We start from the raw sequence: 21,414 nt of genomic DNA, 5'->3' as shown, positions 1-21,414 counted from the left end.
TGCTGGCGGACGGGGACGACGGCAATGACCCGGTGGTCGATTCCGCGCGTTCGATCCTCGATGGCCACATCGTCCTCAACCGCCAGCTAGCCGAGCGCGGCGTGTACCCCGCGATCGACATCGGCCCCTCGGTCAGCCGCGTGATGACCGACATCGTCGACGCCCCCCATGCCAAGGCCGCGCGCACACTCCGCCGCCACCTCGCGACGTACGAAGAAAACCGCGATCTCGTGCTGATGGGCGCCTATCGCCACGGTGCCGATCCCGCGATCGACGCGGCGATCGCCTGCCACCCGGCGGTGATGGAATATATCCGCCAGGACGCCGACGAGAACGTCTCGTTGAACGACGCGGTCGCCGAGCTGACCGGCGTGTTCGGCGGCTGAGATGGCGGATGCCCGCGGCAAGACGCTGGCGCGCATCCACCGCGTCCGCACGCTCCAGCTCGGGCTGACCCGCGCCGACGAAGCGCGCGCGCACAACAAGTTCGCCAGCGAACAGACGCTGTCGGGCCGTATCGCGCTGCTCGCCGAAGCGGTCGCGCCGGTCCACGAGACGCTCGCCGCGGTGTCGCTGGGGGCGTCGGCGCATTACCGCGAACGCTTGTACCAGTCCGCCACCGCCGCGGTCGAACGCGTCCGCGCTGCCGAGCGCCATGTCGAACGCGCGACCGAAGCGACCCGCGCCGCCAAGCGCGATCAGAGCGCGGTGGAAAAGCTGCTTGCCCGCGCAGACGCCGATGTCGTGCTGAAGGCGATCCGCGAAATGGAAGATGCACCGGCGTTCCGGAAGGTTCGGCACGATCCTTGCTGAGTGACGGGCACAAGCCCGAACCCGAGTGCCCGAATGATCCAGACCGCGACCCTTTCTCCGACGTCCCCAACCCTGCGAGCGACCACGACGTCACAGGCGGGCGGTGTCGCAGGCGGTGGATCGGCCAGTTTCGCGGAGTCCTTTGCGCAGGCCAGCGACGATGCGCCCCCCTCTGCGACGACCGGGGACGTGCCGTCCGATCTCCAATCGCCGTCCTCCACCCGGCAGGACTGGGCCGCGACCGGCAACGGATTGCCGATCGCGGCTCTTGCCGGCGTCGGCGCGGTCTCGTGGCAGGCCGCGATGACGCCCCAACCCGTGGCCACCAAGCCGGACGCGTCACCGGTAATACCGGACGCCGCGCTTCTACCCGCGACGGTCGCGGTGCCGGTTCCCGTACGTCCGGCTATCACCGCTGGGCGGCAGGCGCTTGGCGCACGTCCTCCCCGTTCATCCCGAAGCGACCAAGGCGTGGAAACGGACGATCTGGTACCTGCCGAACGTTCCGAGCCAACCAAGGCGTCTGCTATTGAAGTACCGCGACACGAGAAAGTTACGCAGCCCTTGCTCGTCGCCCCCGCGGTTGCCGACACCGCGAGCCCCGAGGTCGTCGCGTCAGCCACGCCATCTCCTACCCGCTCGAGCCCTGGTGGCGTCGTTGCGGCATCCCCTGAAGCCGCGCTCAAGCCGGTGGCGAACAGGCAAGCGACTCGCGGGGCGATGGAGAGTCCCGACCTTCCGAACGGGCGTGCCTCGCCGGACGAACCGACTGGTGCCGCGAACCGCGCCGCATCGAAGCGTTCGGAGAACCTACCGTCGGGCGGGAGCACGGCGATGACTGACCCGGTGCCTGCCGGTGCGCCCCGCCCAGCCTTGGCCGACCCGCCCCTGCGTGGCCGGATGCCTCACGATCAGGCGCTACCGGATTCGGCGTACCTTCTTGCAAAAATGCCCGGCGGCAGTGCAGTCGCGCCGCCGGTCGCAAGCGTGCCGCTGCCCGCGCGCGTGGGCGAGGTTGCCCCGAACACGACGCTCCTTACCCCGCAGGTCCCGGAGTTCGTGAAAGCCGGAAGCACGGCGAAGCCTATGGCGAGGACTTCGGGCCAAGGCGGCCAGATCACCCAACCGCTCATGGGGGTACTCGACTCGCCACCGCCGCCGATCGCTGAGGCGCCCCTCGGTTCGGCCATGACGGAGGTGCCGAGGGCGTCGCCAGTCCAGATGGGCTCTTTGGTGCCGTTCGCGATGCCGGCGAGTGCTGGATATGGCACGGTGGCAGGTCGCAGTCCGATGCCGACCGACGCCTCGGCGGACGCCGTGCCGATAATGACGGCGACACCCCCCGTGATCGGCACGCCGCGCTGGACCACGACCGAGGCGACGGCGCCGGTCGCGCTTGCGGTGGCGCAGCCCGGCGCGGTTCAGCCGCAACCCGGCACGGTCGCGTCGGCGGCTCAGGTGTTCGGCGCGGCGATCCAGGTGGCCTCCAAGGCGCGTGACGATACCGAAGCGAAGACGGGATCGCTTGAGTCCGTGCTCGGCTCGACTGCCCCTGCACCGCTCGTGCAGAGCGCACCCGCGACGACGCAGCATGCCGCGCTGGACATGCGGCAGGAGCGCTGGCCGCACGCGATGATCGAGCGGATCGACATGCTCCGCGACGCCGCCAACGCGACCGATACGCGGATCCGCCTGATCCCCGATGCGCTCGGCGCGATCGACGTATCGATGAGGAAGGATGGCGACACCGTCCACGTCCACTTCAACGCCGAACAGGCTGCGACGCGGACCTTGCTCGCCGATGCGCAGCCGCGGCTGGCCGAGCTGGCCGAAGCGCGAGGGCTGAAGCTCGGGCAGGCCATGCTCGGCGGTGGCAACACGGGCAGCAACGCCGGTTCCAGCCAGCAGCGCGCACCGGCAACCACGAACGCCCCGAATCGCGCGACCGCGGCATCCGCCGTGATCGCAGACCCCACCGAAGACACCCGAATCGCTTGACCCGAAGGACCCTGAGATGAGCGACAAGAAAGATACTGCGGACGCGGCCCCGAAGAAAAAGGGCAAGATGAAGACGATGCTGATCGGCGGCGTCGCGCTGCTGGTGCTGGTCGGCGGCGGCATCGGTGCGGGCGTCTATGCCAGCAGCGCCGGACTGTTCGGTGGCGGCCATGCCGAGGTCGACGACGGCAAGCCCAAACTCCTCCCCAAGAGCGAGCAGAAGCATGCTCCCGAGGGCGGCGAAGGCGGCGGTCATGGTGGCGAGGACGCAGCGCCCGAAAACCACGGCATGAAGACCCCGGAAGGGCAGGGGGGCGACAAATACGCCTCGACCTACTACCCGATGGAGAAGGATTTCATGTCCAATCTCCAGAATTCGGTGCACTTCGTCCAGGTCGGGATCGCGGTGTCGACACCGTATGACGACACCGTCATCACCAACCTGAAAACCAACGATATCGCGGTCCGTTCGGCCATCCTGATGACGCTCGGCGACACCACCGAGGAGCAGGTGATGAGCAGCGACGGCAAGCGCCAATTGCAGGTCCGCCTCGCCAAATCGATCAACGATACGCTGAAGCAGAAGGAAGGCTTCGGCGGCATCGGTAACGTTTACTTTACCAGTTTCGTTGTTCAGTGAGGCATGGTTAACGAGGCCTCAGCAAAGACACGCGAGCGACGCGATCGGGATCGCTCCGGCGCGCCCAAGGACGGCGTGCTGCATCAGGGCGTGCTCGGCGGGGCCAAGCTCAATCCGTTCGGCGACCTGCATTCGTTGCAGCATCTCTCGGCACGGTTCGCGCGCGGTTTGCGCGGCGTGTTCGAGCCGTTGCTGCGTCAGGAGGTCCGCTGCTGGGCCGAGCCGTTGGTGGTCCAGCGCTTCACCGACTACCGCGCGGAACGCAGCGATGCGCTGACCGCGTGGCTGCCGCTGATCATGACGCCCGGGATGGCGCAGGCGCTGTGCATCATGGACGGCAAGTTCGTGCTCGAGATGCTCGACATGTTCTTCGGCGGCACCGGTGCCGCGCCGCACACGTTGCCGACCGAATTCTCGCCCGCCGCCGAGGCGATGGTCGCGCGGATCGGCCAGATGATCGCCGCGCCGCTGAAGACCGCGTGGGAGCCGATGGCGCGGTTCGATTTCCTGCCGACCCGCGTCGAGGTGAACCCGGCGATGATCGCCGATCTCGACGGCGAGGACGCGATGATCGTCACGCGCTTCGGTATCGCGGCGGGCGCCGCGAAACCCGTGTTCCTCGATCTCGTCTACCCCGTCTCCGCGCTGAAGCCGCATGCGCCGTCCCTCACCGCGAAGGTCGTCGGCAAGTCGGCCGAGCCCGATCCGGCCTGGCGCACCGAGCTGACGCGCGCGGCGATGAACGTGCGCTTCCCGATCCGCTCGGTGCTCGCCGAGCCGGTCGTCAAGCTGACGATGCTGATGGACCTGAAGCCCGGCGACGTGATCCCGATCACCATCTCGGGCGACGTGCCGGTGATGGTCGGCAACAACCGGCTCGGCTGCGGCACGGTCGGCACGTCCAACGGCTTCGCCGCCATCCAGCTCACCTCGATTACCCGTTTCGACGAAGGATTTGCAGCATGAACGACATGACCGGAGGCTTCCCAGTCGACGCCGCCGTCGCCGCCAATTTCCGGCTGCTCCAGGATGTCGACGTCAAGCTGACCGTCGAGATCGGCTCGACCAGCCTGACCTTGCGCGAACTGCTCGCGCTCGGCGAATCCAGCGTGATCGAGCTCGATCGCCAAGCCAACGAACTCCTCGACGTGTTCGTCAACGGCACGCTGATCGGCCGCGGCGAAGTCGTCACGGTCGGCGAGCGCTTCGGCGTGCGGATGACCGAGCTCGTGTCTCCAGACAAGCGCGGCTGAACCCGATGCTCTGGACCTATATCCTCAAGCTCGTCATCCTGCTGCCACTCGTGTGCGGCCTGATGTTCGGCTGCCTGTATCTGTGGCGCAAGTTCGAGAGCCGGATCCCGGGCAAGCCCTCGACGCGGCTGATCGGCGTCAAGGAAACGATGATGATCTCGCCGGGCCTGCGCCTCGCGGTGATCGATTTCGAGGGTCGCCGGCTGCTCGTCTCGGTCGGCCGTGGCGGCGTGCACCTGATCGACAAGGTCGACGCATGAGCGCGGTCGCTCGTCCGACGGTGACGCGGAAGGGCTCGGGCCCTGCCCTGTTCGCCGTATCGACCGCCAAACCGTTTTCCCGCGTACGCGGGAATCCAGGAGCCACGAACGGTGCGCTGCATAATTCTGCGCCGCGCCCGCGCGCAAACGCATGGCTGTGGATAGGCCTCGCCGTCCTGCTCGCCCTCTTCCTCGCGATGCCCGCCTTCGCGCAAGGCGTCCCCGCGCCGACCAACCCCGCCGTCGGCGACGCGGTCGATCGCGCGCTCGGCCAGCTTGGCGGACAGGCTGCGGGCAACACCGGCCAGAGCGGCTCGCTGTCGCTGTCGCTGCAAGTGCTCATCATCATGGGGCTGCTCACGGTCCTGCCGGGCATCCTGCTGATGATGACCAGCTTCACGCGGATCATCATCGTGCTCGCGATCCTGCGCCAGGCGCTCGGGCTTCAGCAGACGCCGCCGAACCAGGTCCTGCTCGGGCTGTCGCTGTTCCTCAGCTTCTTCATCATGGCACCGACGATCAGCCAGATCAACACGACCGCGATCCAGCCCTATGCCGCGGGGCAACTCGCCGGCACGCAGATGATCACGACGGCTGGCGTGCCCCTGCACGCGTTCATGGTGAAGCAGACGCGGATCAAGGACGTCACGATGTTCGCGCAGATCGCGAAATCCGGGCCCTACGCGACGCCGACCGACATCCCGTTCTCGGTGCTGCTGCCGGCGTTCGTCACGTCCGAGCTGAAGACCGCGTTCCAGATCGGCTTCCTGATCTTCCTGCCGTTCATCGTCATCGATCTGGTCGTCGCGACCGTGCTGATGTCGCTCGGCATGGCGATGCTAAGCCCGACGATCATCTCGATGCCGTTCAAGCTGCTGCTGTTCGTGCTGGTCGATGGGTGGGCGCTGACGATGGGCAGCCTCGCCAACTCGTTCGCGACCTGAGAGCATGGACGCGCAATATTTCCTGACCGTCGCCAATCAGACGATGTGGGTGCTGGCGCTCGCCAGCGCACCGATTCTGATCCCGGCGCTGCTCGCGGGGCTGATCCTCGGGATGATCCAGGCGGCGACGTCGATCAACGAGCAGACATTGTCGTTCGTGCCAAAGCTGGTCGTGGTCGCGGTGTCGATCTTGATCTTCGGGAGCCTGATCCTGGGGTTGCTGAGCGATTTCACGATCGGGATCTTCGAGCGTATTCCGGACCTCGTAAAATGAGCGCACATGCTGCTCCCCTCCCGTTTGCGGGAGGGGTCGGGGGAGGGGCGTGCCCCACCAACCTGACGCCAGTACGTACGTCGCGCTCTCCCCTGACCCCTCCCGCAAGCGGGAGGGGGATCTAGTCGTGTTGGGTTTTGGACTCAGCATCGAGCCGCAGCTCTGGGCGCTCGTATTCGTGATGATCCGGATCGGCGCGACGTTCATCGCCGCGCCGGTGTTCGGTTCCGTCTCGGTGCCGCTGACCGTGCGCGTCACGCTGTCGGGCGCGATCGGGTTCCTCGTGCTCGCGGCCCACCCGATCGTCCCGCCGCAGAACATCTTCGCGGTCTCCACCATACTCTCCGCCGCCGCAGAAGCGCTCGTCGGCCTCGCGCTCGGCTTCGTCCTCCAGATCGCGTTCGCCGCGCCCGTCATCGCCGCGGAGATCATCGGCGGCGCGATGGGGCTCGGTTTCGCGTCCTCGATCGATCCGCAGAACGGCAAGTCGTCCCCAGCGCTCGGTCAGTTCTTCTCGATCATGCTGACGCTGCTGTTCCTGTCGGTCGACGGCCACCTGATCCTGATCGACCTGCTCGTGAAGAGCTATGACGTGCTCCCGCCGGGCGCCGCGTGGATCGGCGTCGAGCGCCTGAAGGCGATCGCGTTCTTCGGCGGTTACGCGTTCCTCGCCGGTCTGTTGCTCGCACTGCCGGTCGGCTTCCTGCTGCTCTGCCTCAACATCGTCGTCGGGATGCTGAGCCGCGCTGCGCCCTCGCTCAACCTGTTCGCGGTCGGCCTCCCCGCCAGCCTCGCGGTCGGCGTCGTCACGCTGGCGATCGCGTTCCCGACGATGGGCGACTACATGCTCGTCATCGTCCGCGAAGGCCTCGCCGCCACCGAAAACCTGGTGCTCGGCTGATGTCGGAGGATTCGGGCGAAAAGACAGAAGCACCAACCGCAAAGCGCAAGAAGGATGCGGTCGAGAAGGGCGACATCCTCAAATCGCGCGATTTCGCCACCGCTTTGAGCATGCTCGCCGGCGTTGCGTGGCTGATCTACGCGGGGCCGACGCTGATCTCGGCGTGCAAGGCGATCATGAGCTCGAGCTTCCAGTTCACGCATGCCGACGTCGAGGATTTCTCGCCCTGGCGCCCGCTGATGGAGGCGGGCGGCAAGCTCGCGCCATCGCTCATAACCCTGTTCATCGTCAGCATCGGCGCCGCGATCCTGAGCCAGGCGGGGCTCGGCTCGCTCGGCTTCAACGGCGGTCTGCTTGCGCCCAAATACAGCCGCGTCGATCCGGCGGCGGGGCTCAAGCGGATCTTCGGCGCGAACGGCTGGATCGAGCTTGGCAAGTCGCTCCTCAAGGTCATCCTGCTCGGCACGATCGGCGGTTGGATGCTGTGGAACGCCGCGCATTCGACGATGGGGCTCGCCTCGTCCGCGGATCTCAACCAGGCGCTGTCGACGCTTGGCGGGATCTTCAAGGGCATCCTCATCGCGATGACGTTCGGGCTGTGTGCGATCGCCGGCATCGACCTGCCGATCCAGATCATCCGCCGCCTGGGCAAGATGCGGATGTCCAAGCAGGAGGTGAAGGACGAGCACAAGTCGACCGAGGGCAACGGCGAGGCGAAGGGCCAGATGCGCGCCAAGATGCGCGCGATGGCGAGCGGCGGCCTACGGAAATCGGTCGCGGAGGCGCATGTCGTGCTGACCAATCCGACGCACTTCGCGGTGGCGCTGCGCTATGATCGCGGCAAGGATCAGGTGCCGGTGGTGGTCGCCAAGGGGCGCGGCGCGACCGCGCTGGCGATCCGCGAACTCGCAGGCGAAGGCCGCGTGCCGATCCTCGAATATCCGATGCTCGCGCGTGCCGTCTATTACACCAGCAAGGAGGGCCAGGAGGTTCGCGACGACCTGTACACCGCGATCGCGACCGTGCTGGCGTTCGTCTTCGGGCTGAACGCTGCGGCGGGCGGTACGGCCGGCGGGGTTCAACCCTTCGTCACCGTGCCGAAGGATGCGCGGTTCGACGAAAACGGCATGAAGCAGGCCTAAACATTCGCGCCGCGCAGCCGTTCTTACAGATGAGCGCGCACGTGCAGGGACTCTACCATGGTAACATTGACCACCAGCACGACGGCCACGCCGACCCCGACACCCGCAGCGACGCCCGCCAACGCACAGAGCGTGATGAACGCGGCAACGCAGTCGCTGCTGAAATCGCTCGAGGCCGGGTCGGGCATCGATACCGGCACGCTCGTCCCCGCGCTGGTCACCGCGCAGTTCGCCGCACGCACCGCAGCGCTCAAGGCCAAGTCGGAAACGCTCGCCGCGCAGATCTCGGGTGTCAGCACGTTGAAGAGCACGATGACCGGTTTTTCCACTGCGCTCGCCAATCTGGTGAAGGGCGGCAGTCTGCAGACGCAGCCGAGCAGCTCCAACGGCGCCGTGCTGTCCGCGACCGCCATATCGGGCGCCAAACTGTCGACCCTGTCGGCCAGCGTCACCGTCACGCGCCTTGCGACCGCGCAGGTCGCGCGCACGACGACGGCGGTGCCCGCAGCGCAACGGAGCAGCTCGCTCGATACCGGTGCGCTGACCCTGACGATCGGCGGCGGCACGGGAATTTCGATCGCGATCGGCGATGGCAGCATCGATGCGATCGCCGCCGGGATCAACGCGTCGAAGAGCGGCGTCACCGCGTCCGTCGTCACCGACGCGAACGGCGGCGCCTATCTGTCGGTCAAGGGTGGCACCGGTGCCGCGCAGGCCTTCACGTTGAAGGGCGACGGTCCCAGCGGCGCAGTCGATATCGGCGGCGGGTCGACCCAGACCAGCTTGGTATCGACCGCGCAGAACGCGCTGCTCACGGTCGATGGCATCGACGTCGAGCGACCGAGCAACACGATCAGCGACCTCGTCGACGGCGTCAAATTGCAGCTCAACGCGGTGTCCACGATCCCGGTCACGCTCGGCAGCAGCACGCCGACCGACGCGCTGGCCCAGGCGGTCAACGATGTCGTCACGACCTTCAACGAGGTGCTGGCGACGATCACGGAACAGACCGATCCGATCACCGGCAGCCTGCGCTCCGACCCTGCCGCGACCGCGCTCCTCCGCTCGCTGAAGGCGCTGGTGTCGAAGCCGCTGGTCGGCGGTGCGACCGGCGGCATTCCACGCACCCTGTCCGAGATCGGCGTCGCGACCAACACCAACGGTACGCTGCGCGTCGACACCGCGCTGCTCACCCGCCAGATCGCTGCCTATCCCGATACGATCGAGTCGATGTTCGCGCCGTCGTCCACCAATGTCCTCGGCCTGTCCGGTACGCTTAGCGCGCTCACAAACAGTGCGAACAACACGTCGACGGGCCTCGGCGCCTCGACCGTGCGGTACACGGCGGCAGAAGCCGACGTCACAGAGCAGCAGGACAAGGTGACCGACCAGTCCGCACAGCTCACCACGCGCCTGACCCAGCAATATGCCAGCATGAATTCACGTGTGACCGCATACAAATCGACCCAGGCATTCCTCACCAACCAGATCGCAGCCTGGAACAAGAGTTCGTGACCTACGCCAGCACGCTCGCGCGCGATCCGTTCGCGACCTACCGCCAGATCGACGCGGTCGGTCGTACCGCGACCGCGGACGGCCCTGCCCTCGTCCAACTGCTCTACAAGGAACTGGTCGCAGCCCTGCGCGCCGCCGCCTGGGCCTGCGAAAAGCGCAAGTTTTCGGTCAAGAGCGAACGCATCACGCGGGCCACCGCGATCCTGTTCGCGCTGGAGGCCGGACTCGATTTCGAACAAGGCGGACAGGTCTCGGAAACGCTGGCACGTCTGTACGGCGGTGCCCGGAAAACGATCGTCAACGCCTCGGTCGGCCACGACCCGACGCCGTTCCGCGATTCGGCCGACATGCTCGACGAGATCGCGCAGGCCTGGCGGACCGCCAGCGCCGCATAGGCTCTACCGCTTGAACCAGTGCCGCATCGAGAAATACGCGACGACGCCGACCGCAATCACCATGCACGCCACCGCGATCGCATCGAACGCCCACGGCTCCTCAGCATAGGGCAGGCCCTTGACGTTCATTCCGTACAGGCCGGTCAGGAACGTCAACGGCAGGAACACCATCGCCGCGATCGAGATGATCAGCGAGCGGTTGTCGATCTGTTCGGCGCGCAGGTCGGTCAGCGTCTCGTGGATCAGCGCCGAGCGTTCGCGGATCGATTCCAGCTCCTCCGCCATTCGCGCGGCGCGGTCCGCCGCCGCCGCCAGATGCAGCCGGTCGTCGTCCGCCAGCCAGTCGCCAGGTAACGCCGCCAGCTTCTCCAGCGCCGCGCGTTGCGGGCTGAGGAAGCGTTTGTAGCCGATCGCCGCGACGCGCACCTTGCTGACCGCGCGGCGCAGTTCGAACACGCGGTTGGCGTCGAGCTGTTCCTCGCAATCGTCGAGTTCGTCGCCGAGCGTGGCCACGTCGGGATCAAGATCGGTGGTGATCGCGGTGGCGAACGCGGCGATCAGGTCGCCAGGATCGCGCACCTCGTGGCGCTCCACCATCTTCTCGACCTCCGCGACCGCGATCAGCGGCTTCCGCGTAACCGAATAGACGCGGCCCTTCACCGCCCAGATCCGCACCGACGCGAGCAGGTCGGACGTGTCGAGCTCCTCCTTCGATCGCCCGCGCAAATTGAGGAACGCGCCATCGCCGACCGCCTCGCAGCGCGGCCGGGTCTCGGTCGCGGTGAGCGCGTCGACGACATAGTCGAGCAGCTTGGCCTCGTCGCGGAGCCAGGTCTGCGCATGCTCGGCGGTGGTCGACAAATGCACCCAGACGAGGTCGGCTGTGCAGGTGAGCGCTTCCTTGACGTCGACGCGGGTCGCTTTCCCATCGACGATCCGGAACGCAAAACCGCTCATAGTGCCATCTCGACCTCGACCGACAGGCCGGTGCCGGGATCGGCGGGCATCGCCGCGCACAGCCGCGCGGCATCGGCGCGCGCACGGTCGAGGATTGCCGCAGGGACGTCAGGGCCATGATAGACCCGGTCGGCGCTGGCGAGCGCGCGAGCCTGGCGGAGCGTCAGGTCCTCGGGATCGTCGGACAGGAGAACGAGCGTTATCGCCACGTCGCGCTTTGCAGCGGGTGTGGCTGTCGGGGCGAGCCATGCGTCGACATCATGCGTCGGCGACAGCGGATCGAGCATGCCGCCCGCCCCCATCGCCGTAGCAAGTGCCCGGCGACGCTCCCCCATATCGGGCCAGCGCTTCCGCAAGGCCCCCCGCGCAGCCTGCAACGCCAGTGCCAGTTTGCCGAGATCAGCGGGGATCAGTGCCTCCAGTCGCTGCCGCAACGCCGCCGCCAACCCGGCCGACACGCCGCTCGTGCCGATCGCGATCAACACCGGGGCGCGGTCGACGATCGCCGGCAGCGTAAAGTCGCACAGCGCCGAACGATCGACCGCGTTGACCAGGATACCGCGCGCCTTAAGCCGCGCGACCGCCGCTAGCGCTTCGTCCTCGTCATCGATCGCGACGATCGCGAGCGACGCCGCAGCATCCTCGCCAACGACGTTCGCCCCCGCGCGATCGAGCAACCGCCGTTTCGCATCCGCCGCCTCGCCCTCGCCGAGCAGAATGACCGGGCGCCCTGCCAGCCTCACGAACAGCGGCAGGCTCTGGAGTATCACCGCTTGAGCCATTCCGGCACGCGCTCGGCGGCCAGGATCGTCTCGGGATGGATGCGGTCGGCGACCACCGCGAACCGGTCGCCATCGACCAGCACTTCGGGCACCAAAGCGCGACTGTTGTAGGTCGATGCCATCGTCGCGCCGTACGCGCCCGCGGTGCGGAAGATGCCGAGATCGCCCGACTTCACCGCGTCGATATCGCGGCCCATCGCGAAGGTGTCGCCGGTCTCGCATACCGGCCCGGCGATGTTGGCGGTCATCCGATCGCCGCTCGGCTCGACCGCGACGAAATCATGATACGCATCGTACATCGCGACGCGCGCGAGGTCGTTCATCGCGGCGTCAACGATCACGTACGGGTTCACGACACCCGGTTTTACCCAGATCACTTCGGTCAGCAGCACGCCAGCATTGCCCGCGATCACGCGGCCGGGCTCGAACATCAGTTCGACGTCCCAGTCGGCCGTCGCTCGCGCAACCATCGCGCCATAGTCGGCCGGGCTCGGCAGCACGTCGTCGGGCTTGTACGGCACGCCGAGACCGCCGCCGAGATCGACGCGACTGATCGTGTGACCCGCAGCGCGCAGCTCCGCGACCAGCTCGCCGATCCGCGCATAGGCGGCCTCCAGCGGTGCAAGATCGGCTAACTGGCTGCCGATGTGGATCGCGACGCCGCGCAGGTCGAGCCCGTCATGCTTCGACAACCGATCGAACATCGCCACTGCCTGGTCGATCGCGACGCCGAACTTGTTCTCCTTGCGCCCGGTCGAGATTTTCGCGTGCGTGCCGGCGTCCACGTCGGGGTTTACGCGCAGCACCGCCGGCGCGCGTTCGCCGCGCGCATGGGCGAGCGCGGCAAGGACTTCGCCTTCCTCCTCCAGCTCCAGATTGAACTGGCCGATCCCCGCATCGAGCGCCTGCGCCAGTTCGCGCCGCGTCTTGCCGACGCCCGAGAACACGATGTCCGAAGCCGGGATACCCGCCGCCAGCGCGCGCTGCATCTCGCCGGCCGAGACGACATCGGCGCCGTAGCCCTCGTCGGCGAGCACGCGCAGCACCGCGACATTGGGGTTCGCCTTGATCGCATAGGCCAGATGGACGCGCCCGGCGCCCTTCAGCGCGTCGCGGAACACCTGCGCGTGGCGGCGGAAGGTGGCGGTCGAATAGACGTAGACGGGCGTGCCGACAGCCTCGGCGATCGCCGGCAGGGCGACGTCCTCGGCGTGCATGACACCGTCACGATAGGCGAAATGATCCATGGTTCAGGTCTTCAATTCGGCGGCGGCAGGTCGAACTCGTCGCTGCGGCGCGGCTGGGACGTGGTGAGCAGCTCGTCGCTGCGCTGCGGGCGTTGCTGCGTCGTGGGGGTCAGCAACTGTGCGGCAGTCGGCGGCGTTTTCGCACCGTAAGGCGCGGCCGGGAGCGTCTTGCCCTCCGCCGGCACGAGGCCGTCCGCTGCGCCGCAACCGGTCAGCGCCAGCGCCAATCCCACGATGCCAAAAAGCCGTTTCATGCCGTCTCTCCCCCAGCTGTCTCGGCACGCGCCGCGCGGATCGCAGCTCGTACATTCTCGGGCGCGGTGCCGCCGAAGCTGGTCCGGCTGGCGACCGACGCATCGACCGAGAGCACGCCGTACACGCGTTCGTCGATCCGCGCATCGATTGCCTTCAGGTCCTCGATCGGCAGCGCATCGAGCGCGATCTTGCGCTCCTCCGCGAGCTTCACGGCGCGCCCGGTGACATGATGCGCCTCGCGGAACGGGAGCCCGGCCTCGCGCACCAGCCAGTCGGCGAGATCGGTCGCGGTCGCAAAGCCGCTCTCGGCCAGCCCGCGCATCCGATCGGTGCGGAACGTCGCGCTCTCGACCATCCCGGTCATCGCCGCGATCGACAGCGCGAGCAGGTCGTGTGCCTCGAAAACCGGCGGCTTGTCGTCCTGCATGTCCTTCGAATAGGCGAGCGGCAGGCCCTTCATCGTCACCATCAGCGCGGTCATGCAGCCGAGGATGCGCCCGGCATGCCCGCGCACCAGCTCGGCCGCATCGGGGTTGCGCTTCTGCGGCATGATCGAGCTGCCGGTCGACCATTGATCGCTCAGCGCGACGAAGCCGAACGGCTGCGACGCCCACAGCACGAACTCTTCGGCGAGGCGCGACAGGTGCAGCGAGGTTTGCGTCGCGGCAGTGAGATACTCGATCGCGAAGTCGCGGTCGCTGACGCCATCGAGCGAATTGGTCATCGGTCCATCGAAGCCGAGCGCTTCGGCGGTCATCGCGCGGTCGATCGGAAACCCCGTCCCGGCCAGCGCGGCCGAGCCCAGCGGCGACCGGTTCATCCGCGCCCGCGCATCGGCGAACCGCCCGACATCGCGCGCAATCATCGCATGATACGCCATCAGATGATGCCCAAGCGTTACCGGCTGCGCGGACTGGAGGTGCGTAAAGCCTGGCATAACACTCGCCGCATGCTCTTCAGCCCGCGCGAGCAGTGCCGCCTGGAACCCGGCGAGCGCTGCCAGCGCCTGGTCGATCGCATCACGCACCCAAAGGCGAAAATCGGTCGCGACCTGATCGTTGCGCGAGCGCGCCGTGTGCAGCCGCCCCGCGACCGGACCGATCGCGTCGGCCAGCCGCGCCTCGGTCTGCATGTGGATATCCTCGAGGACCAGATCCTCCTCGACGCCGTGCTCGGCATAGTACGCCGCCACCGTGTCGAGCCCCGCCGCGATCGTCGCGGCGTCCTCGGCCGAAACGATGCCCTGTTTGCCGAGCATCGCGACATGCGCCTTCGAACCGGCAATATCCTGCTGCCAGAGCCGCTTGTCGAAGGGAATGGAGGCGTTTATCTCGCGCATGACCGCTGCCGGCCCTTCGGCGAACCGCCCGCCCCACATCGAATTGGAACCGTCCATGTTCTCGAATCCTGTGTTCAATTCGCTGTTAAAATCTGGGCCGATCGCCGCCGTGATGGGGATGGGCCTGCTGGTCGCCGGCTGCGATAGGAAATCGTCCGCGCCGGAGCAAGCAAACGTCGTCACGGCAAACGCCGTGTCCGCCGACGAGGTCGCGTCAGGCCCCGCTCCGGACGAGGCGACCGGGCCCGCCGCCCCCGCCGAAAAGCTTGACCGCAGCCACAAGGGAGAGACCGGCCCGACCGTCGCCTTCATCGCCCCCGACGGGAAGTCGGTCACGCTCGCGTCGTTCAAGGGCAAGCCGCTGCTGCTCAACATGTGGGCGACCTGGTGTGCGCCGTGCGTCGCCGAGATGCCGACGCTCGACGCCACCGCCGGGTCGCTGGCCGGCAAGGTGCAGGTCATTGCGGTCAGCCAGGATTTGCAGGGCGCGGAGAAGGTGACGCCGTTCTTCGCCGCGAAGAAGTTCACGACGCTCAAGCCGTATCTCGATCCGAAGCTGGGACTCAGCCTTGCCTATCAGGCGAACCTGCCGACCACGATCCTGTACGATTCGGCGGGCAAGGAAGTGTGGCGGATGACCGGCGGCTATGAATGGAACACGCCCGCGGCCGCAAAGCTGGTCGCCGAAGCGTCGTAATCCTCGAAACGATGTGCCGGCCCGCCTTGGTGACGAGCCAAAGGTTGATGGCGGACCGGCGCGCCACCTTAACCCGTGTTGCGATCCCAGGGGTGTAAACAACATCGGAAATCGTCGAAATACGACGAACCGAGTGCTGCGGCGTAACCGGCGTACGATATCGACGAATGCATCGCGGGGTCTGAAAATCGCCGCTCGGTGCTGGGTCAACCGCTCAGGCGGGAAGCGCTGGATGCCCCGTGAGGATTCGAACCTCAATAGGCGGTATCAGAAACCGCAGTCTTACCATTAGACGACGGGGCATCAGCGAGGGCGGGCTCTACGAGGGGCCGCCAAGGCTGTCAACGCCAAGATGATGCCGTTCCGCCACTTCGCTTGCGTAATCGCCGCGCTGCGCTACATTCGTGTCCAAGCACCGGGCGGGTATCTTCCCGCGGCGGCAGACATAGATAGCGAGTTTTACGGCGATGGGGGATGTTTCCGCCCGAATGCCGTTCCGGCAGGTTAGTCCTGCCCGTCCGGCGGCGACCCGGCCCTCTCGTGGGCGGTGGGCCGATGCGCAGGCGTTTGCCGCGCTGGATCTCGGCACCAACAATTGCAGATTGCTGATCGCGCGGCCGCAGGCTGGCGGGTTCGCGGTGATCGACGCGTTCTCGCGGATCGTCCGGCTGGGGGAGGGCCTGGCCTCGACCGGCAAGCTGAGCGATGCGGCGATCGAGCGGACGATCGCGGCGCTTCGCGTGTGTTCGGAAAAGTTGCAGCGGCGCAACGTCACGCTGGCTCGGTCGGTCGCGACGGAAGCATGTCGGCAGGCATCGAACGGGCCTGCGTTCATCGCACGCGCGCTTGCCGAGACCGGCATCCACCTCGACATCATCTCCGCCGAGGAAGAGGCGCGGCTGGCCGTGCTCGGCTGCCATGCGCTGATCGAGCCGGGGGAGGATCCTGCGCTAGTGTTCGATATCGGCGGTGGGTCCACCGAGCTGGTGCTGGTCGATACCTCGACACCGATCCCGACCGTGCTGGACTGGCATTCGGCGCCTTGGGGCGTGGTTTCGTTGACCGAGCATGCCGGTGGCGGTGAAGGCGAGGACGGGCGCCGTGCCGCGTATGCGCGGATGCGTCAGGTCGTCGCGGACAGTTTCGCGGGGTTCGCCGCGCGCTTGCCACGACATATCGAGCGGCCGCGGCTGCTCGGCACCAGCGGCACGGTGACGACGCTCGGCAGCGTGCATCTCGGGCTCAGCCATTACGACCGCTCGGTGGTCGACGGGCTGATCGTGCCCGCGTCGGCGATGCGGCGGATCAGCGCCGACCTTTCCCATATGTCGATCACGGAGCGCGCCAAGCTGCCGTGCATCGGCAACGAGCGCGCCGACCTGGTGGTCGCGGGCTGTGCCATTCTGGAGACGATCATGGATTTGTGGCCCGCCGAACGGCTCGGCATCGCCGACCGCGGTATTCGCGAAGGGATTTTACGCCGGCTGATGGGGTCTCCCAAGCCCGGCAAGTCGGGAATCGCAGCATGAGCCGCGGTGGCTCGGGCGGGCACGTCCGCGTGCTCACGGCACGGAAGCGGACTGCGCAGTCGACGCGCTGGCTCGAGCGTCAGCTGAACGATCCGTATGTGAAGCGTGCGAAGGCGGACGGCTATCGCAGCCGCGCCGCGTACAAGCTGATCGAGCTCGACGAGCGGTTCGAACTGATCCGCGGCTCGAAGCGCGTGGTCGATCTGGGCCTTGCGCCGGGCGGCTGGGCGCAGGTGATCCGGCGGCGGATACCCAAGGCGACGGTCGTGGGCATCGATCTGCTGCCGGTCGATCCGATCGAGGGCGTGACGATCTTCGAGATGGATTTCCTCGACGATGCCGCGCCGGGCAAGTTGATCGAGGCGCTGGGTGGCGCGCCGGACCTGGTGCTGTCGGACATGGCGGCGAATACCGTCGGGCATCCGCAGACCGATGCGCTCAGGACGATGGCGCTGGTCGAGACCGCGCTGCACTTTGCCTGCGAAGTGCTGGAGCCGGGCGGGACGTTCGTGTCGAAGGTGTTCGCGGGCGGGGCCGATTCGGAGCTGGTCGCGGAGATGAAGCGGAACTTCAAGACCGTGAAGCATGCCAAGCCGCCGGCTAGCCGGAAGGGGTCGGTCGAGTGGTTTGTTGTTGCGCAGGGGTTTAAAGGCCGAGACCCGAAATAGCGCAGCTATTTTCGGATAAGTCGACAGCCCGGCCAGCGTTGCGCAGCAACGACTGACGACGCGGCTTTGCCGTGGCGCCCAGCCTTAGGGTGGTACCGGACGCGACATTAGCAAGCTTGTTTCCCCGCGAAGGCGGGGATCCGGACTGGGCTCCCGCCTTCGCGGGAGAACAAGGGACGGGTGGTTCGCTTGGTCTGAGCTTACCCCGCAACGCACGTCATCGTCATCCCCGCGCAGTCGTGGATCCATTACTCCGGCGCCCGCGATTTTTTGAGGCCAGCCAATATGGGTTCCCGCCTCCGCGGGAATGACGAACGGGCCGTCTGCGTCACCCGTGCCCTCACCCTACCCACGGCAAAAGCTGGGCCTCTACCCTTCAGGGAGAGGGCATAGAAAAAGCCCGCGGACCTCTTGGGTCCACGGGCTCTCCCTATTTCACGCGCCGCGGCAAAGCCGCGTCGTCGGTCGGGCTATGCCCGCCGGCCGGGGTTTCGGCCAAGCCGCGGATTAGCTTCGCTAATCCTGCTGCCTCAACCCTCGTAATCAGCCCCGAGATTCTGGTTCCGCGGCGGCGCAGCCGCGGTAAGCCGCAGTGCCTCAGCCGAAGCGGCCAAGCTGCCGACCGCATCGACCTCGTCGTCGTCGTCGACGCGAACCTTCTGCAGGCCCTGGATGACCTGTTCCTTGAGATGCGCCGGCTTGACGTTCTCGTCTGCGATCTCGCGCAGCGCGACGACCGGGTTCTTGTCGCGGTCGCGGTCGAGCGTCAGTTCGGCACCGCCCGAGATCTGGCGCGCACGCTGGGCCGCGAACAACACCAGGTCGAACCGGTTGGGGATCTTGTCGACACAATCCTCGACGGTAACGCGCGCCATGCGGCTTCCTTCGTAACAACGATAGAATGAGAATGCGTCGCCTACGGGGGGTGGCCTGCAAAGTCAAGAAATGCGCCTTGGCTTGCCTCCGGTGCCCGCCATGTCCATCAGGTTGCCCATGGAAGATCCAGCAGACCAGCCGACTTTCCGCGTCGACGGCAACCAGATGACGCTGCTCGACACCGGGCCCCGCCGCCTCGACGCAGTGCTCGCGCTGATCGACGGCGCCGAGCGAACCCTGCGCATCCTCTACTACATCTACGCCGACGACGAGTCCGGAAAGCGCGTCAACGCCGCGCTCATTGCCGCCGCCAAACGCGGGGTCGATGTAGCGCTGATCGTCGACGGGTTCGGTAGCGACGATGCGCCACACGCCTTCTTCGAGCCGCTCGAAGCTGCGAACGTGTCGGTATGCCGGTTTTCCGCACGGTTCGGCCGCCGCTATCTGCTCCGCAACCACCAGAAGCTCGCGCTTGCCGACGAGACGCGGATCATCATCGGCGGCTTCAACATCGAGGACGATTATTTCGGGACTGCCGCAGAGCAGGCGTGGCGTGACCTAGGATTGCTGGTCGAGGGTCCGGCGGCGGGGCGGCTGGCCGGCTATTTCGATGCGCTGAAGGACTGGATCCATGAGCCGAAGGGCAAGCTGCGTCGTCTGAACGCGGCGCTGTCTCACTGGAGCGAGACCAAGGGCGCGACCCGCTGGCTGATCGGTGGACCGACGCGGAAGCTGTCGCCCTGGGCTCGCGCGGTGCGCGACGATATGCGACGCGGGCGGCGGATCGATATCATCGCCGGGTATTTCACGCCTAGTCCCGCGCTGCTGCGTCGGCTCGATAAGGCCGGGCGGCGGCAGGCCGAGGTACGGGTCGTCACGGCGAGCAAATCGGACAACAACGCGACGATCGCCGCCGCGCGCTTCACCTATGCGGGGTTGTTGCGCAAGGGCGTGCGGTTGTTCGAATACCAGCCGACCAAGCTGCATACGAAGCTCTACGTGATCGACGACGCCGTCCATATCGGCTCGGCGAACTTCGACATGCGCAGCCTGTTCATCAACCTCGAACTTATGCTGCGGATCGAGGATGTGGCGTTCGCAGCGCATGTCCGGGGGTATATCGATGGCGAGGTGGCCAAGTCGGTCGAGGTGACCAAGGAACTGTACCAGGCGAACACCGGGTGGGTGCAGCGGATAAAGCAGCTCGGCGCGTATTTCGTGGTGGCGGTGGTGGACCCGAGCTTGTCGCGCGGGCTTAATTTTGGGATCGACGAGTAGGGGTCGGGGAGCCGAGGGCCTGGAGCATCTATCCTCTTCCGTCATCCTGACGAAAGTCAGGACCCAGGGTCGAGAACGCCATCATTATTGGCTCTGGGTCCTGACTTCGTCAGGATGACGGAGGGGATTTGAACGAGGTGTACGTTTACCTAACCTGGAGCAACACCAGCGCCGACGGCAAAGCCGCCGTCGGGCGGGTTCGGCTAGTTCTAGCCGACCCGCCGTCCGGGCCTGAAGCTGCGCGGCGCTTTGCTTGCGCATCAACGCGGACGCTGCCGCGCCTGCGTCAGTCCTTCCACGCCCAATACAGCTGCGCCGGCGGGACATTCCACCACTCCATGTCGTGATCGATCGACACAAAATGCGGGGTCAGGAAGTCCTTCACCTTGGGCGAGAACTGATAGACCAGGAACGCACCACCGGTCCGCAGCACAGAATGCGTCGCGGTCGCGATCGCCGGGCCGACACCAGGCGGCAGTGTCGAAAAAGGAAGACCCGACAACACATAGTCCGCCTTCTCGAAGCCGTGGTCGGCGACGATCGTCTCGACCTCGTCCGCCGACCCCAGCACTGCGAAGAAGCGCGGATCGGTGATCGTGTGGCGCAGATACTGAATGAACTCGGGGTTGGTGTCGATCACCACCAGCTTGGCATCCGGCGCCATCCGGTCGAGGATCGGGCGGCAGAAGGTGCCGACGCCCGGGCCATATTCGACGAACAGCTTGCAGTTCGCCCAGTCCACCGGACCGAGCATCTTGCGGATCAGCTTGTCCGACGACGGCACGATCGAGCCGACCATCACCGGGTGTTTCAGGAACCCTGAAAAGAACATCTGCCACGGGGACGGCACGCCGGCTGGTCGGCTGCGTGCACGCCGGGTGGCGGTGGTCGAACTGGGCATCGCGTTCCTTACGGTCAGGGGTCCCGCGCGCTGGCGAGGCTTTGGCCCTCCCGTCGCACGAATTCCGAACGCGTTTCAAGGGCCGCAGGTTGCATCGGGCGACGAACCGAAGCGGAAGTCGTGCTGCGCCAAGTGGTTCTGGCAGCTTTGCCAAGCGTACGGCATCGCTTAAGCACGGATCATGAACGACGATCGGGTGGGACAGATTGCTGTTATTTTCGTGTCGATCCGTAACGACGTGGACGCCGCCGGCTATGGCGAGGCCGCCATGGCGATGGACGCGCTAGCCGCGGCTCAGCCTGGCTATCGCGGCGTCGACAGCGCGCGCGAGGCGGGCGGCATGGGGATCACAGTCAGCTATTGGGCGGACGACGCCGCGGCGATCGCGTGGCGCCACCATCCCGAGCACACTGCGATTCGCGAGTTCGGGCGAGCGCTCTGGTACGATAGCTATTCGGTCAACGTCGCGCCGATCGAGCGCGCCTATCAGTGGACACGAGCATGACCGGTGCATCGACGGACGGCCCGAAGATCGACCGCCGTTTTGCGCTGATGTTCCTCGTGATGCTGACGATCGCAGCGGGGAATACAGCACTGCAATCGGTCCTGCCGGCACTCGGGCGGTCGCTCGGGGTTGCCGACAGCGCAGTGGCGGCGGCGTTCTCGGTGTCGGCGTTGCTGTGGGTGATCGCAGCGCCGTTCTGGGCGAACCGGTCGGACAAGCACGGCCGGCGCGCGATGATCCTGCTC

24 protein-coding genes, 1 tRNA gene and 2 pseudogenes are annotated in these 21,414 nt (G+C 66.7%); 19 read left to right on the top strand and 8 right to left on the bottom strand.

All coding sequences use genetic code 11. The annotated features are described in order from the left end of the window. The 13 genes and pseudogenes from fliI to IFR23_RS19750 form a co-directional block, all read left to right on the top strand. A pseudogene (fliI, locus tag IFR23_RS19810) lies at nucleotides 1-386 on the top strand (flagellum-specific ATP synthase FliI); the annotation flags it as partial. A gap of 1 nt (nucleotide 387) precedes the next feature. After that, nucleotides 388-813 carry a hypothetical protein gene (locus IFR23_RS19805; RefSeq protein WP_192975311.1) on the top strand — a complete coding sequence of 142 codons (426 nt, stop codon included), beginning with the start codon at nucleotides 388-390 and terminating at the stop codon, nucleotides 811-813. A gap of 189 nt (nucleotides 814-1,002) precedes the next feature. After that, nucleotides 1,003-2,811, top strand: coding sequence for a flagellar hook-length control protein FliK (locus tag IFR23_RS20590; protein WP_192975312.1), 1,809 nt, complete (start codon nucleotides 1,003-1,005; stop codon nucleotides 2,809-2,811). Between the two features lie 16 nt (nucleotides 2,812-2,827). After that, on the top strand, nucleotides 2,828-3,451 hold the full coding sequence (locus IFR23_RS19795; protein ID WP_192975313.1) for a flagellar basal body-associated FliL family protein: 624 nt from the start codon (nucleotides 2,828-2,830) through the stop codon (nucleotides 3,449-3,451). Between the two features lie 3 nt (nucleotides 3,452-3,454). Next, nucleotides 3,455-4,417 (top strand): flagellar motor switch protein FliM, encoded by a 963-nt coding sequence (locus IFR23_RS19790; RefSeq protein WP_107963425.1) that lies wholly within the window; start codon nucleotides 3,455-3,457, stop codon nucleotides 4,415-4,417. After that, the gene (gene fliN, locus IFR23_RS19785) at nucleotides 4,414-4,704 is read left to right on the top strand and encodes a flagellar motor switch protein FliN (RefSeq protein ID WP_056054132.1); all 291 of its coding nucleotides are present in this window, start codon (nucleotides 4,414-4,416) and stop codon (nucleotides 4,702-4,704) included. The genes IFR23_RS19790 and fliN overlap by 4 nt, the downstream gene beginning before the upstream one ends. A 5-nt stretch (nucleotides 4,705-4,709) precedes the next feature. Beyond that, the gene (locus tag IFR23_RS19780; RefSeq protein ID WP_056054129.1) at nucleotides 4,710-4,964 is read left to right on the top strand and encodes a flagellar biosynthetic protein FliO; all 255 of its coding nucleotides are present in this window, start codon (nucleotides 4,710-4,712) and stop codon (nucleotides 4,962-4,964) included. Next, nucleotides 4,961-5,908, top strand: coding sequence for a flagellar type III secretion system pore protein FliP (gene fliP, locus IFR23_RS19775; protein ID WP_446740889.1), 948 nt, complete (start codon nucleotides 4,961-4,963; stop codon nucleotides 5,906-5,908). Before IFR23_RS19780 ends, fliP begins: the two co-directional genes overlap by 4 nt. Before the next feature lie 4 nt (nucleotides 5,909-5,912). Further along, nucleotides 5,913-6,182 (top strand): flagellar biosynthesis protein FliQ, encoded by a 270-nt coding sequence (gene fliQ, locus IFR23_RS19770; RefSeq protein ID WP_055874447.1) that lies wholly within the window; start codon nucleotides 5,913-5,915, stop codon nucleotides 6,180-6,182. A gap of 127 nt (nucleotides 6,183-6,309) precedes the next feature. Further along, entirely contained in the window at nucleotides 6,310-7,083 is a 774-nt protein-coding gene (fliR, locus tag IFR23_RS19765) for a flagellar biosynthetic protein FliR (protein WP_192975314.1), read from the top strand. Continuing rightward, complete coding sequence (gene flhB / locus IFR23_RS19760) at nucleotides 7,083-8,225, top strand: flagellar type III secretion system protein FlhB (RefSeq protein ID WP_192975315.1); 1,143 nt, start codon at nucleotides 7,083-7,085, stop codon at nucleotides 8,223-8,225. Before fliR ends, flhB begins: the two co-directional genes overlap by 1 nt. A gap of 57 nt (nucleotides 8,226-8,282) precedes the next feature. Beyond that, the gene (gene fliD, locus IFR23_RS19755) at nucleotides 8,283-9,740 is read left to right on the top strand and encodes a flagellar filament capping protein FliD (RefSeq protein ID WP_192975316.1); all 1,458 of its coding nucleotides are present in this window, start codon (nucleotides 8,283-8,285) and stop codon (nucleotides 9,738-9,740) included. Beyond that, a complete protein-coding gene (locus IFR23_RS19750) occupies nucleotides 9,737-10,135 on the top strand; it encodes a flagellar export chaperone FliS (RefSeq protein ID WP_107963419.1) in 399 nt (132 codons plus the stop codon). The genes fliD and IFR23_RS19750 overlap by 4 nt, the downstream gene beginning before the upstream one ends. Nucleotides 10,136-10,138: 3 nt before the next feature. Here IFR23_RS19750 and IFR23_RS19745 read toward each other — a convergent pair whose 3' ends face one another. The 5 genes from IFR23_RS19745 to argH are packed head-to-tail and all read right to left on the bottom strand — an operon-like array spanning nucleotide 10,139 to nucleotide 14,754. After that, nucleotides 10,139-11,092 (bottom strand): zinc transporter ZntB, encoded by a 954-nt coding sequence (locus IFR23_RS19745; RefSeq protein ID WP_192975317.1) that lies wholly within the window; start codon nucleotides 11,090-11,092, stop codon nucleotides 10,139-10,141. Further along, nucleotides 11,089-11,874, bottom strand: coding sequence for a precorrin-2 dehydrogenase/sirohydrochlorin ferrochelatase family protein (locus tag IFR23_RS19740; protein WP_192975318.1), 786 nt, complete (start codon nucleotides 11,872-11,874; stop codon nucleotides 11,089-11,091). Before IFR23_RS19740 ends, IFR23_RS19745 begins: the two co-directional genes overlap by 4 nt. Continuing rightward, nucleotides 11,859-13,121, bottom strand: a complete 1,263-nt coding sequence (gene lysA / locus IFR23_RS19735) for a diaminopimelate decarboxylase (RefSeq protein WP_192975319.1) — start codon at nucleotides 13,119-13,121, stop codon at nucleotides 11,859-11,861. The genes IFR23_RS19740 and lysA overlap by 16 nt, the downstream gene beginning before the upstream one ends. An 11-nt stretch (nucleotides 13,122-13,132) precedes the next feature. Beyond that, complete coding sequence (locus IFR23_RS19730) at nucleotides 13,133-13,375, bottom strand: hypothetical protein (protein ID WP_192238332.1); 243 nt, start codon at nucleotides 13,373-13,375, stop codon at nucleotides 13,133-13,135. Next, the gene (gene argH, locus IFR23_RS19725) at nucleotides 13,372-14,754 is read right to left on the bottom strand and encodes an argininosuccinate lyase (protein ID WP_192975401.1); all 1,383 of its coding nucleotides are present in this window, start codon (nucleotides 14,752-14,754) and stop codon (nucleotides 13,372-13,374) included. The genes IFR23_RS19730 and argH overlap by 4 nt, the downstream gene beginning before the upstream one ends. A gap of 16 nt (nucleotides 14,755-14,770) precedes the next feature. Between argH and IFR23_RS19720 the strand changes: the two genes are divergently transcribed. Then, nucleotides 14,771-15,412 (top strand): TlpA family protein disulfide reductase, encoded by a 642-nt coding sequence (locus IFR23_RS19720; protein WP_244655501.1) that lies wholly within the window; start codon nucleotides 14,771-14,773, stop codon nucleotides 15,410-15,412. 229 nt (nucleotides 15,413-15,641) lie between these two features. Here IFR23_RS19720 and IFR23_RS19715 read toward each other — a convergent pair. Continuing rightward, nucleotides 15,642-15,715: transfer RNA gene (locus IFR23_RS19715), tRNA-Gln, on the bottom strand. A 185-nt stretch (nucleotides 15,716-15,900) separates the two neighbouring features. On the opposite strand from IFR23_RS19715, the gene IFR23_RS19710 reads away from it, so the two are divergent. Then, nucleotides 15,901-16,941, top strand: a complete 1,041-nt coding sequence (locus tag IFR23_RS19710; RefSeq protein ID WP_192975321.1) for a Ppx/GppA phosphatase family protein — start codon at nucleotides 15,901-15,903, stop codon at nucleotides 16,939-16,941. Next, nucleotides 16,938-17,609, top strand: a complete 672-nt coding sequence (locus tag IFR23_RS19705) for an RlmE family RNA methyltransferase (RefSeq protein ID WP_093398175.1) — start codon at nucleotides 16,938-16,940, stop codon at nucleotides 17,607-17,609. The genes IFR23_RS19710 and IFR23_RS19705 overlap by 4 nt, the downstream gene beginning before the upstream one ends. A gap of 530 nt (nucleotides 17,610-18,139) precedes the next feature. Here the strand turns inward: IFR23_RS19705 and rpoZ are convergent. After that, a complete protein-coding gene (gene rpoZ / locus IFR23_RS19700; RefSeq protein ID WP_055882033.1) occupies nucleotides 18,140-18,484 on the bottom strand; it encodes a DNA-directed RNA polymerase subunit omega in 345 nt (114 codons plus the stop codon). A gap of 118 nt (nucleotides 18,485-18,602) precedes the next feature. Here rpoZ and IFR23_RS19695 point away from each other — a divergent pair, with 118 nt between their 5' ends. Beyond that, nucleotides 18,603-19,763: a phospholipase D-like domain-containing protein gene (locus IFR23_RS19695; RefSeq protein WP_192975322.1), complete on the top strand. Its 1,161-nt coding sequence runs from the start codon at nucleotides 18,603-18,605 to the stop codon at nucleotides 19,761-19,763. Nucleotides 19,764-20,049: 286 nt separating this feature from the next. Here IFR23_RS19695 and IFR23_RS19690 read toward each other — a convergent pair whose 3' ends face one another. Continuing rightward, a complete protein-coding gene (locus IFR23_RS19690; RefSeq protein ID WP_192975323.1) occupies nucleotides 20,050-20,664 on the bottom strand; it encodes a class I SAM-dependent methyltransferase in 615 nt (204 codons plus the stop codon). A 181-nt stretch (nucleotides 20,665-20,845) separates the two neighbouring features. Here IFR23_RS19690 and IFR23_RS19685 point away from each other — a divergent pair, with 181 nt between their 5' ends. Both IFR23_RS19685 and IFR23_RS19680 read left to right on the top strand, forming a co-directional pair. Next, on the top strand, nucleotides 20,846-21,169 hold the full coding sequence (locus IFR23_RS19685) for an antibiotic biosynthesis monooxygenase (protein WP_192975324.1): 324 nt from the start codon (nucleotides 20,846-20,848) through the stop codon (nucleotides 21,167-21,169). Further along, nucleotides 21,166-21,414: pseudogene (locus tag IFR23_RS19680) on the top strand (MFS transporter); the annotation flags it as partial. The gene IFR23_RS19685 and the pseudogene IFR23_RS19680, both read left to right, overlap by 4 nt.

Origin of the sequence: Sphingomonas sp. CFBP 13603, assembly GCF_014892665.1 — a bacterium.
Lineage (GTDB): Bacteria > Pseudomonadota > Alphaproteobacteria > Sphingomonadales > Sphingomonadaceae > Sphingomonas.
The sequence above is the reverse complement of the archived record's forward strand: the minus strand, read 5'-3'. Positions and strand labels throughout refer to the sequence as shown.

Excerpts from the sequence above, each read along its gene's own strand:
- IFR23_RS19805 (WP_192975311.1), top strand. The coding sequence starts at position 388 with ATGGCGGATGCCCGCGGCAAGACGCTGGCGCGCATCCACCGCGTCCGC.
- IFR23_RS19795 (WP_192975313.1), top strand. The coding sequence starts at position 2,828 with ATGAGCGACAAGAAAGATACTGCGGACGCGGCCCCGAAGAAAAAGGGC.
- IFR23_RS19790 (WP_107963425.1), top strand. The coding sequence starts at position 3,455 with ATGGTTAACGAGGCCTCAGCAAAGACACGCGAGCGACGCGATCGGGAT.
- fliN (WP_056054132.1), top strand. The coding sequence starts at position 4,414 with ATGAACGACATGACCGGAGGCTTCCCAGTCGACGCCGCCGTCGCCGCC.
- IFR23_RS19780 (WP_056054129.1), top strand. The coding sequence starts at position 4,710 with ATGCTCTGGACCTATATCCTCAAGCTCGTCATCCTGCTGCCACTCGTG.
- fliP (WP_446740889.1), top strand. The coding sequence starts at position 4,961 with ATGAGCGCGGTCGCTCGTCCGACGGTGACGCGGAAGGGCTCGGGCCCT.
- fliQ (WP_055874447.1), top strand. The coding sequence starts at position 5,913 with ATGGACGCGCAATATTTCCTGACCGTCGCCAATCAGACGATGTGGGTG.
- flhB (WP_192975315.1), top strand. The coding sequence starts at position 7,083 with ATGTCGGAGGATTCGGGCGAAAAGACAGAAGCACCAACCGCAAAGCGC.
- fliD (WP_192975316.1), top strand. The coding sequence starts at position 8,283 with ATGGTAACATTGACCACCAGCACGACGGCCACGCCGACCCCGACACCC.
- IFR23_RS19745 (WP_192975317.1), bottom strand. The coding sequence starts at position 11,092 with ATGAGCGGTTTTGCGTTCCGGATCGTCGATGGGAAAGCGACCCGCGTC.
- IFR23_RS19740 (WP_192975318.1), bottom strand. The coding sequence starts at position 11,874 with ATGGCTCAAGCGGTGATACTCCAGAGCCTGCCGCTGTTCGTGAGGCTG.
- lysA (WP_192975319.1), bottom strand. The coding sequence starts at position 13,121 with ATGGATCATTTCGCCTATCGTGACGGTGTCATGCACGCCGAGGACGTC.
- IFR23_RS19730 (WP_192238332.1), bottom strand. The coding sequence starts at position 13,375 with ATGAAACGGCTTTTTGGCATCGTGGGATTGGCGCTGGCGCTGACCGGT.
- argH (WP_192975401.1), bottom strand. The coding sequence starts at position 14,754 with ATGTGGGGCGGGCGGTTCGCCGAAGGGCCGGCAGCGGTCATGCGCGAG.
- IFR23_RS19720 (WP_244655501.1), top strand. The coding sequence starts at position 14,771 with ATGTTCTCGAATCCTGTGTTCAATTCGCTGTTAAAATCTGGGCCGATC.
- IFR23_RS19710 (WP_192975321.1), top strand. The coding sequence starts at position 15,901 with ATGCCGTTCCGGCAGGTTAGTCCTGCCCGTCCGGCGGCGACCCGGCCC.
- IFR23_RS19705 (WP_093398175.1), top strand. The coding sequence starts at position 16,938 with ATGAGCCGCGGTGGCTCGGGCGGGCACGTCCGCGTGCTCACGGCACGG.
- rpoZ (WP_055882033.1), bottom strand. The coding sequence starts at position 18,484 with ATGGCGCGCGTTACCGTCGAGGATTGTGTCGACAAGATCCCCAACCGG.
- IFR23_RS19695 (WP_192975322.1), top strand. The coding sequence starts at position 18,603 with ATGGAAGATCCAGCAGACCAGCCGACTTTCCGCGTCGACGGCAACCAG.
- IFR23_RS19690 (WP_192975323.1), bottom strand. The coding sequence starts at position 20,664 with ATGCCCAGTTCGACCACCGCCACCCGGCGTGCACGCAGCCGACCAGCC.
- IFR23_RS19685 (WP_192975324.1), top strand. The coding sequence starts at position 20,846 with ATGAACGACGATCGGGTGGGACAGATTGCTGTTATTTTCGTGTCGATC.